Genomic DNA, 14,530 nt, shown 5'->3' on the forward strand with positions numbered 1-14,530 from the left:
GCCTCCCTTTTTGACCTGCCTGAGCGGCCCCGTCCTGCCCGGTACCCCCTCCGCCGGGCGGGACAGGAGCCCACCAGCCGAACACCTTGCACACCAAAGCGATCGAACAGACTTCTGGAGGTTTTCATGAACGAGTTCTACACCCCGCCGATCCTCACCCCGAGCCGTCTGCCCGGTGATCTGGTGCGGATGCGCCCGACGTTCGTGCCGCAGTTGGCGGGCGCGGCGGGGGCGTGGCAGATCCTGTACGTCTCGACCAACTCCCGCGGTGAGCTGATCACCGCTTCGGGCACGGTGATCCTGCCCGACCCCGACACCGATTCCCGCCCAGGGGGAGGTGCACTGTTGGTGTACTGCCCGGTCTTTCACGGCTTGGGTGGGCGGGCGGCCTCGCAGATGCTCGCGGTCGGCGAGGAAGCCGACAGTGTGGAGATCTCCGCGGCCCTCGACCAAGGCTGGGTGGTCGCGGTACCCGACGGTGAGGGCCTCGGCGTCACCGGTGTGGGCCCGCACACGTTCCTCGCGGCACGGGCGGGTGGTCAGATCGTGCTGGATATGGCTCGGGCCGCGCAGTTCGTCCCGGAACTGGACCCCGACAACACGAGCGAGCCATGGATGCCGGTCGTGGCCTGGGGCTACGCCGACGGCGGCCGAGCGGTCGCCGCAGCAGGCGAACTCCATCCGCGGTACGCGCCGGAGCTGGATTTGCGGGGGATCTGCGCGGGCGCGGTCGCTTCCGATTTGGCCGCGCTGGCCCCCGCGATCAGCAGCGGGCCCTGCCCGGGGCTGGGGTTGGCCGCGCTGATCGGCCTCTCGCGCGCCTACCCGCACCTGCGGCTACGGCACGTGCTGACCGAGGACGGGCAGCGTGCGGTCGCCGACGCGGAAAACCTCACCGATATCGAGCTTTTCGACCGGTACCCGCAGCCGCTGTCGCACTGGTGCGTCCGCGAAGATCCGTGGAACGACATGACGTGGCGGCAGGTGCTGGCGTATGAGTGCCTCGCGCACACTGCCCCGAGGGTGCCGCTGCATCTGTATCACGGGCATACCGATGACATCGTGCCGGTGCGTGCGGGTTTGCGCACCCTGATCGCGTATCGGCAGCGCGGGGCCACGGTGAGCTGGCACGAGTACGACTCTGGGCATGCCGGCACCGCCCTGGAAGCCGTCACCGACGTCTTGGCGCGGCTCGCGGACACCCCCAAGTGGCTCACCAGTCCCGGCCCCGTGATCGATACCTCCGCGCCGCCAGTGCGTCCGTGACCCGCTCGGGGGAACCCTGCCCGCGCCCCGATCCCCTCCTACCCCCGTGCGGGCGCGGGCAGGTCCTGAAGCGCAACTGTGGAGGGAGGTGAACGAGCTTGTCTGGCAACACATCCGGCGAGGATGACCAGTGGGCTTGGCTGGACACTCCACCAGCTCTGGACACTCCACCAGATATCGATCAGCCCAGCGAGATCACCGACCCCGATGTGGACATCGATCCTGTGCCTGAACCCCCTCTCCCGCAAGAGAACTGGGAAGACGCGGCCCCGACCGATCATGGCTCGAGCACGAGCCGGCCGCGAGCGCGCTGGGGCGAGTTGGCGCGCCGGGTGCCGGTGCGTGGGGTGGCTGGGCTCGCCGCGGTGCTCGCGGTCGTGGTGGGGGTGGTGGTGGGTGCGCACGCACCGCACCATCCCAGCGGCGGCGGGACCGGTGCGAAGACTGCGTCGATGTCCGCCTCGGCGACGGTGACGGCGGGTGTGTGTGCGGGGTTGTCCGGTGTGGTGGTCACCGAACATGGCGGTGATCCGGCGACGGTGCCTGGGGTGATCGCGACGTTCGAGGACGCCTACTACACCCAACGCTCTGCCGAGGCCGCCATGCGGGTCGTTGCTGCCGAGTCCGGGATCACGCAGCAGGGACTGGCTGCCGGGATCGCCACCATCCCGGAGGGCACCGTGCACTGTGTCGCGATCACCCCGGTCACGCTCAACACCGCGAATGTGCACCTGGTCGAAGTGCATCCCGACCACAAACGCGTGGACTACCTGCAGGTGATCAACACCATCTCCGGGCCCGGTGGCGGCCTGCTGATCAGCCACGTCCAAGAACAGGGATGACCGCCGTGCACACCCCAGCAGGTCGAAATCCGCTGCCCGCCACAGTCTCTGGTCTGTGCCCCTACTCAGTGAAGGACTTCCCGCCGTGACCTGTCCCGAGATTCACGCCCTGAACATCGACGCCGACGACGGCGTGCGCCTGGCCGCCACCCGGGTCGGGCGAGCTGCCGCCCCGGCCACGTTGGTGTACGTGCACCCGCTGCTGTGCGAGCGCCGGTTCTGGTCGCCATTGAGCTTGCGTGTGCATGAGCAGTTGGGTGGCGCGGTCGCGCAGATCACCTACGACCAGCGCGGGCACGGCGAATCCGGTCTCCCGCATCTGCGCCGGATCACCACCCTGCGCCGCCTGGCCGACGACTTGGACACAGTGCTCGCGCATGCGTCCGGGGCAGTCGTCCTCATCGTGCATTCGACCGCAGCGCAGCTGGTGTACGCCTACGCCACCGCGCACCGCGACCGCGCCACCGAGCTGGCCGGGATCGTGTTCCTCAACGCCGCCGCTGAATTCCCATGTCTTCCACGATATTTACGTACGTGGCCACAACGGCTCATCCGGCTACGACCGCACCGGATCCTCGACCCGGTCACCGCGGCAGGAGAGGCGGTGCTGCGTTACCGCCTGCGGCACAGCGGCCCGCGACTCGTCACGAGCGCTGAGGTCGATCCGAGGGTGAGCATCGACATCCTGGGCGCGCACCCCGGATTCGGCCTGTCGGTCGGCGTCGCCCAACAGTTGCGGCCCATCCCCTCGATCGTGCTGGCCGGGGAGTACGACACGCTCGTGCCCCCGCAGCGCGCGGTCGCGCTGGCCGATGCCCTGTGGGCCGATTACGACCTCGTCCCCGGTGCTGGGCATTACCTGCCCCACACCCACCTCGACCGCGCCACCGACACCATCACCACCACCCTCGATCACGCCCTGCGCGCCCAGCTCGAACAACCCAGCCGCCGTAGCACCGGCCACACCCCGGACCCCGAACACGGGGAGGCGTGAGGTGGCCCCGACCCCCGCCCGATCATGATGGCTCCCACCACATCACACACCAGCCCGGCGTCGGTGCGTCCGCTGCTGATCGCGGTGGCCGGTCTCAGTCCAGGCACCGGCGTGACCACGACCACGCTCGCGCTCGCGCGCGCATGGCCTGGCCCGGACGCGGCTGTGGTGGTCGAGGCCGATCCGCGTGGCGGGCAGCTCGCGCAGCTGGCCGGCGTGGACCCGTATCGCGGCCTGGCGAGCCTGGCACGAGCCGCGCGGTCCCCGAACAGGCGAGTGCGGATCGCCGAGCATCTGCAACGGCTGCCCGGTGGTGTCGGTCTGCTGGCCAGCCCGCCCGGGGCTGATGCCCGTAAGGCGGGGTGGGTGACGACGCTGTTGACCGGCCGCGAGCATGATCGGCGCCTGGGTGATCTGGCGGCGTGGCGTGCGGTGGGCGCGAGCGTGTTCGCGGACTGCGGCGTCCCCGGGGCCGGGTCGGCGCTGGACCCGATCGTGGCCCTCGCGGACGCGTGCCTGATCGTCTTGGACGCCGACCTCACCGACCCAGGGATCGCCGGCCCGCAGATCCGCGAGCTCGCCGGCCGCAGCCGCCACCCGGGAGTGCTGCTCATCGGCGCGGAACCCGACAGCGACTACGCCACCGCGCTGCAGGTCCCGGTGCTGGCTGGTCTTCCCCGCGAACCACAATCCGCGACCGCCTTGCTGGCCCCGCCCCGGCTCTGGGCCCGCCGCAACCGAGTGCTGCGCGCCGCACACACGATCGCGGCGAGCGTGGAAATCCAACTCCGCCCTCCCGCAGCGACACCCCCGATCACCGAAACACCCGCACGCCCGCGGGTGCGGCGGCGTACACGCGTGCTGGGCCGCCGCCCGCCCGCAGTGCCGAGGGTCTACCGGATCGAGCTGCCCACCGGCCCGCCCGCGGCACCGGATCCGGCCGACACCGACCCGAACCCCATCTCCATCCCGATCCCTACGGCGGGTACCCATCCCGCGCAGCCCGCAGCATCCAGGGCCACCGACCCGGACGCCGGGTCCACGGCTGCGTCTCGCGGTGTCGTGCCGCGCGAGGCCCCTTCCAGCCCACCGCAGCCACCCGCCCCGCGCCCACCGTCGCCCGCGCCTGACGCGCGCCCGACCGAGCCCGGGTTGGCGGTCCGGATCTTCGGTCCGACGCGGGTGCTGTGGCGCACCGCCGACGCGCCGCGGGTCGGGGTTCGGGGTGTGGAGATCACGCGGTCTCTGCAGCCGCGCAGCCGTGAGCTGCTCACGGTGCTGGCGTTGCATCCCGACGGGCTCAGCCGGGGTGATCTGATCGACGCGCTGTGGGGGCAACGCCATCCCGACCGGCCGGGGATCGCGCTGACCAACGCGCTGGGCCGTCTGCGCGGCGCGGTGGCCACAGCGACCGGCCATCAGGCGGTTCTGTTGATCGAGGACCGGCCGCGGTATCGCCTCGATCCGGCCGCGGTGACCGTCGACTACTGGGAATTCACCGCCGCTGTTGTCGCGCGCCGCCAAACCAGCGCTGAGGCCGAGCACATCGCGGCCAGCCGGCGCATCCTGGACATCGCCTCGGCGACCGCCACCCTCGCCGCGGATCTGTCCGACCCTTGGGTCGAGCAGTTCCGCGAGGCCGCCCGCCACAACACCCTCAACGCTTTGGGCTGGCTGGCCAACCACACCCTCACCCAGGATCCGCGCACCACCCTGGGCATGCTCGAAACCGCCGTCGAGACCGACCCCTACAACGAACCCGTCTGGCAAGACATCCTCCGATTGCACGCCAAACTCGGCGAATACGACGCCCTGGCCCGCACCTACTCACTCCTGAGCAGAAAACTCGCCGAAATCGACGCCACACCAAGCCCCGAAACACAACACCTCCTCGAACAGCTCCGCCGCACCACGAGATAAAACACGACGCACTCACCCCAGGCTGAACACCTCACCCAGCAGCCCTCCTGTGGCCCGCCGGAATACCTTCGAGAACCCACCCGGAACAGGACCCAGAACTCTCGGAGAGGCCATCGCGAGTCTGCTGCCGCCAATCAGGTAATGGGCCCCTTAAACCACCTCCACGCCACGATGACATCCATGGACAGAAATGCCGTAAAATGGAACCAAAGCTGTGAAGTATCGGCTCTCCCGCTGCTCTCCTGGATGGGCTCGAAAGAGTCGTTCGGGTACATCGACTATTGCGCATTCATCATTTTCGATGGACAAAAGAATGCTCGGCCGGATTTCGGCGATCGCCCGACTCGGTTCCGTGGTCAACTCCGTGGTCAGTTCCGTGGTCAACTCCGTTATCCGATCAAACCGGACCACCCTGCGCCAGGAAACATCCTGGTGGCGGCATGTTTTTCCGGCTGGGTGTCCCCCAGGATCACATACCCACAAAAGTGCAGGTACGTGATTGACGGCCGGTGCCAACCGGTTCCCCAGGGTGCCCGGTATGTCACTTCCTTTCTTGTTTTCCCCGTGCAATGTCATTCTCATTGCTCGTTATTGAATTCATTGTTTTGCATTCTTGTTCCCATTATTGTTCCGACTGTTGACCGGGTTCGAGAACGCATTTCGTTCCGGAATTGCGTCGCTCATTTCGAGGCGAGGCAGGAAAATTCGCGGAAATTCGGTGATTTTCGGGTTGTGGATCCGTGGCGAGTCGAGTTAGCGTCGTCGTGTTCCCGGAAATTCCCCGGGGATTCCCGAGAATTCCGAATGACGGTCTCACCACCGGTATGTCAATACCGCGCGGGTTCGGCGCATGTCGGAATACGGTCCGTAATAGGAGACGAAAATGACTTCCCCCACCGGTTCGGCCCCTGCGACGAGCGTGCGTCTGGGTAATGGTGAGTTGCGGCGCATGGTGGCGCGTGTGCTGGCCGACAACCCCACCACCGAATATTCCCCGCGTGAGGTCGCGAAACTGATTTCCCGCTCGTCCGGGGCGGTCGGTAACGCGCTGAAAACCCTGGCCGGGGCCGGGCAGGCCGAACAGACCAACGCGAAACCGTTGCGCTACCGCGCGACCGCCGCCACCGCTGCCGCAGCAGCCGGAGCCCCCACCCCCGCACCGACCCCGGCCGCACCCGCCGCGCCGAAACCCGCCGCCCGCACCGGCAAGGGCAAGGCGACGGGCACGCGCAAAACCAGCGCACCCACCCCCGCTCCCGCCTCGGTGCCGGGTGCGACGGTGACTCGGCCGAACGGGCAGGAGTACCACCTGCGCAAGCTCGCGGGCCGCACGGATGTGGATGTGCTGCGCACCATGCGCACCGCCGAGGTCCCGGTGCTGTTGTACGGGCCCCCGGGAACGGGCAAGACCTCGCTGATCGAGGCCGCCTACGGGGATCTGCTCACGGTGCAAGGGGACTCGGACACCACGGTCGCCGATTTCGTAGGCGAGTACACCCAAAAACCGGACGGCACTTTCGTTTTCGTACACGGCCCGCTGATCCGGGCGATGCGTGAGGGCCGGGTGCTGTTCGTGGACGACGCGACCCTGATCCCGCCGACGGTGCTGGCGTGCATGTATCCGGCGATGGATGGCCGCAAAGAGATCGTGATCAAAGCCAACGGCGGTGAGGTCGTGACCGCCGAGCCGGGGTTTTTCGTGGTGGCTGGGCACAACCCGGGTGTGCATGGGGCGATCTTGTCCGACGCGTTGTCTTCGCGGTTCGCGTTCCAGGTGCAGGTCGGTAGTGACTACGACTTGGCCGGGCAGCTCGGGGTCGACCCGCAGGCGGTGAAGGTGGCCCGGAATCTGGCCACCCGCAAGGCCAACGGCGAGATCGGGTGGGCCCCGCAACTGCGAGAACTGCTCAGTTTCAAGAAGATCGCCACCGCGACCGACCTCGCGACCGCTGCGGCGAATCTGATCGGCACCGCCCCGGAGGAGGACCGCGAGATCGTCGCGACGGTGGTCAAAACCGTGTTCGGCAGCACGTACAAGCCCCTCGCGCTGGGCTCACGCATCTAACCCTCACCCCCGCACCCTGCCAGCGAAAGGACCTGCACGCCATGACTTCCCACGTGATCTCCGACCCGACGCTCACCCCCGCCACACCGCCCGCCCAGGCGTGGGACACCCTGTCGGCCGATCTGACCGCCGAGGCCCCGCCGATCGCGGACCGCGAGGACCTGATCGTCACCATCGCCCCCGGTGCCGCCCACGGGCACCCGGCGGTGTTCTTCCCGGCCCGCGCCGCGATCGAAATCGATGGCGACCTGCTGACAATCGACCCGGGCACCGCGCGCCCGGATCGCCTGTCGGACCGGGCCCGCTACGCGGCGGTGTGGGGTGCGTTCACCCACGAATGCGCCCACGCCCAGCACTCGCGCTGGGACCCGCCCGCGCTGGCGAACCCGGCCGTGGTCGAGGCCGCGATGCTGCTGGAAGAGTCCAGGATCGAGGCCGCGCAGGTCCGCCGACGCCCTGATGACCGGCATTGGCTACGGGCCTCGGCGACCGAGATCATCATCGGTGACATCGGCGGACCCGATGCGGCCGAGTCTCTCCCGGCCACCGACTACGCTGCCGCGCAGACAGCTGCGCTGCTCTTGGCCCGCGTGGACGGGGGGGTCCTGGAACGCACAGAGTGCGGCCCGGCTGCTGCGGCAGCGGAAAAGATCCTCGGCACCGCGAAACTCGATGCCCTGCGCGCGATCTGGCGCGAAGCACACCAAACCGGCGACGAGGACGCCGCGCGGATGCTCGAGCTCGGGCAGCAATGGCTCGACCTGATCGGCCCCGACCCGCACGCCGCGCCGGATCCGAACTCGGCGCTGTCCGGAGCGATCAGCGAGGCGATCACCAACATCCGCAATGCGGTTGCCTCGCAACCGGTCCCGATCGACCCGGCCGAGGCCGCCGCCGCCCGCCACGCGGCCGAGGACCGCGACCGGAACCGGGCCGGGGCGGTCGCCGCCAAGGTGTTCGGCACCCCCGGCGCGGCCCCCGCGACCCCGCACCGGGGCACCCGCGCCCCCGAAGGGACCGAACGGTCGGCCGCGCGAGTGCTGGCCCGCGCGCTGTCCACGGCGAGCCAGCGGGAGGCGGCTGTGGTGAAAACGACCTCGGCGGTGCCCCCGGGCCGGATGCGGATGCGTGGGGCCATGGCCCGCGAAGCGCAGCGCGCGGCCGGTGCCATCCCGACCGCCGAACCGTTCACCCGCGCCGTGCGTAAACCGGTGCCGGTGCCGCCGCTGCGGATCGGAATCGGCTGCGACGTGTCCGGATCGATGAACGCCTACGCCGCCCCGACCGCGTCGGCCGCATGGATCATCGCCCACGCCGCACGCCTCGCGGCGATGCCCGCCGAAACTGCGACAGTCACCTTCGGTGAACGAGTCCGGCCGATCACTCATCCTGGCATCGCGCCCGACCGGGTGACCGAGTTCCGGTGCGGGGGCTCGGAAGAAGCGATCGACGAGGCCATCGACGCCCTGGACGGTGCACTCGGGTTGTCCCGCCGCGAGAACACCCGCCTGCTGGTCATCATCTCCGACGGCGTCTTCTACCCCGCACCTCGCCAACGCGGCCAAAAACGCCTCGACCGGCTGCGCGCCACCGGTTGCGCGGTGCTGTGGCTGGCCCCCGAACCCCACGCAGCGACCCCGCTGGCCGGGGCCACCCTGCACCCGGTCGGCGACCCCGCCGCGACCGCCAAAGCCATCGCCCGCGCCGCCGTCACCGCCGTACGCCACGCCTGACCCGACCACCCTGGGGCGCGGCAGACCCCGCGCCCCGGGGGACCGGAACCCATTCGATCCCAAGGAGGTTCACCGCCATGACCCGCCACCGGCTCGACCCCGACGACACGCTCGCCCAGTTCCGGGCCACCCGCCACACCATCGCCGAGGCGATCACCGCCTACACCGCCGACGAAAACCGCACCGAAACCCCCGGCGAGACCGCCGACCACCACGACCGCCTCGAAGAGCTGTACCGGGACACCAGCGACCTCATGGCCGCCCTGGACGAGCACCTCGCCACCGGTGGCACGCTCCTGGCCGACTGGACCCCGCCCACCGAAACCTCGACCGGCACACCCGAATCGAGGCACCACGACACGAGCCGCCACCCCCGCCCCGGCGACCCCGAGGACGGCGCGGCCGAGCTGGCTCGCCTCGACATGCACGCCGTGCTGGGCATCCGCGAGGACTCCGCCCACACCGGGGATCTTGTCCGGGCGTTGGTGGCGGACGACGTGCTCGACGACTGGGGCGCGCTGGCCGGGACCGGGGAGGGCCGTCGCCGCACCTGCCGAGCGTGCCGGACATGGGCCGACCACCTGCACGACCCGCTCACCGGCCAAACCATGCGCATCGCGGGCCGGTGGCCCACCGAGTTCACCCCCGCCGACGTCGCCGCCACCGCGGACCTCGCCGCGCAAGTGTTCGCGCTCGCGTCGGTGGCCCCGCCCGAGCAGTGGCAGCACCTCACGGACGGCTCGCACCGGGTCACCGTGGCCTGCAACACCATCCACGTCGACATCCGCGTACCCGCCGACACCCGACCCCGCCCGACCCCGCCGCACATCGAGAACTACCGGCTCCACGCCCGTGGACCGCGACTGTGGCTGCCGATCGTGTACGCCAACCCCCGCGCGGCCACCGCCATCACCGACGCCCGCCGCCACCTCAATCGCCCCCACCGATAACCCGCACCACCACCCGGCCCGCTGACCCCGGTCCCCCCCCGAGGCCAGCGGGGGACCAGGCACCACTCCAACACACGAGAGAGAAGGACACCCCGCACCATGAGCTCGAACCCGCACCCCAGCCCCACACCGACACGAGAGTTGAACGCCCGGCTCGCTGCCGCGCACGCCCTGCCCGCCGGTCCGGGCCGCGAGCACGCGATCGCCGAACTGGCCCTGGCCATCGTCGTCACCGAGATCGGGCTCCACGCCCCGAAAGTGCGGTACATCGTCTTGGACTGGGCACCGTACGGGGGCCTGGACGTACACGCCTTCCTCGACTCGCGCGGCGCCGAGGTCGAGGTCCCGGCGGGGCTCGCCGGCTACCTCACCCAATGGACCTCGGACCTTCGGGACCCGGGCCCGACTCCCATGATCCCGGCCTCCGCACACGGCCCCTTCCTGCTCGACCTCCACACGGCATCCACAGCCGCAGGCAAAGCTGCACCCCACGCACCGGGTCCCGATGTCCCGCAACCTTTTCCCGCGCCCGCGCCGGGCGTCCCGATGACGGCTGACAGCACGATCAGCGGCCCCCGCCCGCTGACAGTGCACGGCATCGAGTGCCCGATCGTGGTGGGCCAGCAAGTCGTCTTCGCCGACGACCCCGCACAGCGCGGAACAGTGCGGACGGTCTACCTCTACAGGGGCATCATCACCTGCGAGGTGTCGGCACCGAACCTGCTCACCGTCCACCCGTGGGAGCTGCTGCCCGCCGATGGCGCGGACGAGCAATGGCACGAGCGGATGAACACCGTGCATGCGCTCCAGCGTGCGGACGCCCGCGACCTGCTGCGACGGCGCAGTAACGAGGTGGCCGAGCAAGCCGAGGCCCTGTCCCGCCGACTCGCTGCGATGGCCATCACCTTGCGCCAGCAGCAACTCCCGGACCCGGCCCCCGACGAGGCCACCACCGAATTCGCCGCCCGCGATCTCGACGAGGAACTCGGGCAATTGCGGGACCTGCGCGCCGACCTGACGTACGGCGACTTGATACCCGCCGACTAACCCCGGCTCGACCGCCGCCACCGCCCCCGCGCGGTGGCGGCTCGTGTTTCGGTATTCGAGTAATTCCAGGATAAGGCGAGTCGAGTCGAATTCGCCTCGCACAATGAATTGCGGCGACCGCAACGGCGAGAGGAATTCCCGTCGCATATTTTTCTCCACGCACCGCTTGACATTGTTACCGGTATCGAGCGTTCATAGGTGTGGGAACACCGCCGCCATCACCCGGACCGGGTGATACGGCGGGGTTTTCCGTCCCGGCCGGGACATGACCCGAACACCCACGAATTCCCCACTTCTCAGGGAGAAAACTGTCATGTCCGCACGAAACAAAACCACCACCAAACGCCCCACGAAAACCACCACCACGCGCGGTGCGAAAACCACCACCAAGCGCCCGGCGAAAAACGCCACCCCGCCAACTCCCGAACCGGCCGCCGATGCGCCCGTGCTGCGCACCGACAGCGAAAAAGCGTTGTGGACCGCGCTGGGGAACCATCCCGGCTTCACCGCCGCCGAACTGGCGGGTGCGGCGGGGCTCAGCGGGTCCACCGCGCGGCGCATCCTGTCCGGCTGGGCCACCAGCGGGGTAGCGCGCCGCGACCGCGACCCGGACAACCCCCGCGCCGCCGAACGCTGGTCACCCACTCCCGCCGACACGGCCACCTCGGCCGACGCGGTGACCGAGCCCGAGACCACACAGCCGGATCCGAGCGACAACGCCAGCACCGCAACCGAATCCGATGACACCGCGCCCGGCGACGCCGCGCCCGCTACAGGCACACCGGCACCGCCGGAACCGGCCACAGCGCGCCGCACGCGCGCCGAAACCACCGCCCCGGCAACCGATACGCCCGACAGCGGGCCCGAACCCGCAGCGGCGCAGCAGGAGTCACCCGAGAAGCTGGCCCCGGGCGCGTTGCGTGGGCAGGTGGAGGACCACCTGCGTGATGCGCCCGAGAAGGAGTTCACCCCGCACGAGATCGGGAAAGCGCTGGGCCGCTCGAGCGGCGCTGTCCACAACGCCCTGGTACGGCTGACCACGCTGGGCACCGCCCGCAAGGTCAGTGACCGGCCCAAGAAATTCGCCCTGGCCGCGGGCCAGTGACCTTCCCGGCGGTGCGCCGGACCGGCAACGACTCCGGACGGCGCACCGCCATGCACCACCGAGTTCGTTTTCGTTTCTCTCACATTTCGAGAAAGGCCCTGATCGTCATGAATGACATCACTCCCACTGCCAGCCTGGCTGCCGTCGCTGTCGCGTTGCATGAGGTGTTCGATGCCTCCGCGCACGCGCCGGACAGTTTCGAGTTGTGGGTGGTCCTGGCCGATGCGGCCGCGCGGCACCTGAGCGCCCACAGCGCGCCGCCGCAATGGCTGCCGGTGTTCACCGTGTACCGCAAACTGCGCACCGAGGCCCGCTTCCACCCCGGCACCGGCCGGGTGGAAATCACCAGCGGCCAGCTGGCAGGCACCACCTATCTGGACTTCGACCGCGCCGCCCGCGCGGTCGTCACCCACCACCCCCTCGCCCAGCACGTGTCCGCCGTGGTCGCGGACCTGCCGACATGGCGGCTCAACAGCGTCCACCACACTCCGGGCCCGCGCGCCCGCGTACGCCACGCCGCCAGCTGACCAACGCCACCATGCGCATCACCGGTGGGGCCGAGAAGAAAATTCTTCTCGGCCCCATCGGCCGCATGTTCCGGACGGGATTTACCGCTATCCGTCCGCCCCGTGTTTTTCGAGTACCCGGCCCGCCTCCCGCGCACCGCGCATCCCCCGGCCCGTGCGGTGCCGCCGCCCGTCGCACGCACCGTCTGGGCGCGGTCCCGAACCACACCGGCCCGACTGCGCCCGCGCGGTGCCACCGTCGCGACCCCGCTGACCTGCTGTGGGGGAATTCCGCACAGTGCCAACCGGTTCCGGATACGCCCCGGTGGTCATCAGTGCGCATCGCCCCCGGTCCTCCGGGGGGTGGGTCGGGTGAATCAGCATGCAACAGTCGAACCAACACCCCAGGAGGGAAAGATCCATGAAACTGCACGGATGGTGCGAGAAATGCCGTAAAGGCAAGCGGGTCACCACTTCCGGCCGCATCACCGCGCAGCCGATCATCGGTCTCTGCGACGAGTGCAGCGAAATCACCACTGACACCTCCGCCCCCGCGCACGTTGAGAGACCGCACCGGCCCGACTCCCCGAAGTAGTAGTCCGGTGCCGAGCTGGACACATCATCGAATAGGCCCGGGGGTGATGGCACAGGGTGGCACCGGCACATGCACTGACCACCACGCCCCGACAATCGACATCCTCGGGCCTGGCACTGCGCGACCGCCACCTGTGGGCCGGAATTCCGACTCGGCCGGGCAGGTGCCGACCGCGTAGGTGGTCGGTTTTGTGGTCGTTGTCGATGACGTATACCCCGAGCACATCAGGGTGGGCACCGGAGCTCGGGAAGGCGTTTCAGGGGCAGGTCTCGGGCCAGCGGGAACATCTTTTCTTTGGGGCAGTTGGCGGGCGAAGTACGCTGTCGCGCAACGCAGAACGTCTTTGCTTCCCTGCTTCTGTGTCGGACGCTTTTGCTACCGTCACTACTACGCTGACAGCGAGCGCGTACTGGGGAGGGGTGATCTGGTGCCGATAGTCGTGGGAATCGTGGGACTGTTTGTCGTTGCGGTGATCGTGCTGGTCGTCGAGTGGGCGGTCTCGAACTGGATAGCGATCGCACTGGTCGCTGCTGTCGTGTTCGGTACGTGGGGCCTGGTGCTGCTGATCCGGCACATCCGCATGAGGCGGTACTTCGCGAGCGAGGAGTTTCTGGCCCACAGGGCCGCGATCGCTTCGTTCGTCGCTGAGCACAACGAGCTTGCCCAGTACGTCGGTGAGATAAGCGGGCGAGGCACGTTCGCGGTCGGTGGGTCGGTCAGTGGCGCGCAGGCACACCTGGCGACTTTCCAGAACACCAGCCGTCACAAGTACCGGCGCGACCGCAATGTCGCCACGTATCAGACGCCGTTCGTGCACAACTGCTCGTTGCAGGTTGTCCGTAACGCGAGCGCCGACCCGATCAAGTACGTCATGAAGTACTTCAACATCAAGGCCACCGAGACCGACTTGGCCGAGGTGGAGAAGCTGGGTGATGGCATCGTTCGCCTCGAGGACGCGATCGCCAACCTCGCGCAGCGCGAGGTCAGCATCACTGCGTCGGTCGACCCGCCGACGTTCATCAGGAAGCGCTACGTCGGCGAGTTCATGAAGCACGTCGGGGTCGAGTTGTCGCCGATCACGGTGCCGTACCCGGTGTACATGTTCGAGTACGTCAGTGCTGGTGGGAACAGCTCGCAGCGTACGACTCTCACGCTCAATCGCGAGACGATCGACGCGATGATCGAGACGATGTCGCAGAAGATCAAGTTCCGCAAAAGCGTGGCGGGGCAGCGGGCGCTGATGACCTCACACCTGCGGACGATGATCAAAGCGCGTGACAACCACACCTGCCGGTACTGCTCGGTCTCGCTCGCGGCTGAGCCTCACCTGCTGCTCGAGGTTGACCACATCATGCCGGTGTCCAGGGGCGGGCTGACCGTGCCTGAGAACCTTCAGACCTTGTGCTGGCGGTGCAACCGCACCAAGTCGAACAAGGTCATCACCGGCTGATCATCGACTGATGACCACGCTCTGCGGCGTTGGTTCTCGGGCGACACCTCCGTCCCG

At 68.9% G+C, this 14,530-nt stretch carries 11 protein-coding genes; all 11 read left to right on the forward strand.

Annotated features, from left to right (window positions below):
- Positions 1–126: 126 nt before the first annotated feature.
- Positions 127–1,266 (forward strand): lipase family protein, encoded by a 1,140-nt coding sequence (locus AC5WS7_RS33015; protein ID WP_495958533.1) that lies wholly within the window; start codon positions 127–129, stop codon positions 1,264–1,266.
- A gap of 98 nt (positions 1,267–1,364) precedes the next feature.
- A complete protein-coding gene (locus tag AC5WS7_RS33020; protein WP_495958534.1) occupies positions 1,365–2,108 on the forward strand; it encodes a DUF8176 domain-containing protein in 744 nt (247 codons plus the stop codon).
- Positions 2,109–2,193: 85 nt separating this feature from the next.
- Positions 2,194–3,102, forward strand: a complete 909-nt coding sequence (locus AC5WS7_RS33025) for an alpha/beta fold hydrolase (protein WP_495958535.1) — start codon at positions 2,194–2,196, stop codon at positions 3,100–3,102.
- Positions 3,103–3,213: 111 nt separating this feature from the next.
- A complete protein-coding gene (locus tag AC5WS7_RS33030; RefSeq protein ID WP_495958536.1) occupies positions 3,214–5,022 on the forward strand; it encodes a BTAD domain-containing putative transcriptional regulator in 1,809 nt (602 codons plus the stop codon).
- Between the two features lie 883 nt (positions 5,023–5,905).
- Positions 5,906–7,087: an AAA family ATPase gene (locus tag AC5WS7_RS33035; protein ID WP_495958537.1), complete on the forward strand. Its 1,182-nt coding sequence runs from the start codon at positions 5,906–5,908 to the stop codon at positions 7,085–7,087.
- Between the two features lie 41 nt (positions 7,088–7,128).
- Complete coding sequence (locus tag AC5WS7_RS33040) at positions 7,129–8,820, forward strand: VWA domain-containing protein (RefSeq protein WP_495958538.1); 1,692 nt, start codon at positions 7,129–7,131, stop codon at positions 8,818–8,820.
- Positions 8,821–8,897: 77 nt separating this feature from the next.
- On the forward strand, positions 8,898–9,770 hold the full coding sequence (locus tag AC5WS7_RS33045) for a hypothetical protein (protein ID WP_495958539.1): 873 nt from the start codon (positions 8,898–8,900) through the stop codon (positions 9,768–9,770).
- Between the two features lie 99 nt (positions 9,771–9,869).
- Positions 9,870–10,817 (forward strand): hypothetical protein, encoded by a 948-nt coding sequence (locus AC5WS7_RS33050; RefSeq protein ID WP_495958540.1) that lies wholly within the window; start codon positions 9,870–9,872, stop codon positions 10,815–10,817.
- A gap of 313 nt (positions 10,818–11,130) precedes the next feature.
- On the forward strand, positions 11,131–11,922 hold the full coding sequence (locus tag AC5WS7_RS33055) for a hypothetical protein (protein ID WP_495958541.1): 792 nt from the start codon (positions 11,131–11,133) through the stop codon (positions 11,920–11,922).
- A gap of 107 nt (positions 11,923–12,029) precedes the next feature.
- A complete protein-coding gene (locus tag AC5WS7_RS33060; RefSeq protein ID WP_495958542.1) occupies positions 12,030–12,449 on the forward strand; it encodes a hypothetical protein in 420 nt (139 codons plus the stop codon).
- A gap of 1,088 nt (positions 12,450–13,537) precedes the next feature.
- On the forward strand, positions 13,538–14,473 hold the full coding sequence (locus AC5WS7_RS33065; RefSeq protein WP_495958644.1) for an HNH endonuclease: 936 nt from the start codon (positions 13,538–13,540) through the stop codon (positions 14,471–14,473).
- Positions 14,474–14,530: the final 57 nt, after the last annotated feature.

The organism is Nocardia sp. PLKS1-43 (genome assembly GCF_059510335.1).

Coding starts and splice junctions, on each gene's coding strand:
- AC5WS7_RS33015 (WP_495958533.1), top strand. CDS start 127: ATGAACGAGTTCTACACCCCGCCGATCCTCACCCCGAGCCGTCTGCCC.
- AC5WS7_RS33035 (WP_495958537.1), top strand. CDS start 5,906: ATGACTTCCCCCACCGGTTCGGCCCCTGCGACGAGCGTGCGTCTGGGT.
- AC5WS7_RS33040 (WP_495958538.1), top strand. CDS start 7,129: ATGACTTCCCACGTGATCTCCGACCCGACGCTCACCCCCGCCACACCG.
- AC5WS7_RS33045 (WP_495958539.1), top strand. CDS start 8,898: ATGACCCGCCACCGGCTCGACCCCGACGACACGCTCGCCCAGTTCCGG.
- AC5WS7_RS33050 (WP_495958540.1), top strand. CDS start 9,870: ATGAGCTCGAACCCGCACCCCAGCCCCACACCGACACGAGAGTTGAAC.
- AC5WS7_RS33055 (WP_495958541.1), top strand. CDS start 11,131: ATGTCCGCACGAAACAAAACCACCACCAAACGCCCCACGAAAACCACC.
- AC5WS7_RS33060 (WP_495958542.1), top strand. CDS start 12,030: ATGAATGACATCACTCCCACTGCCAGCCTGGCTGCCGTCGCTGTCGCG.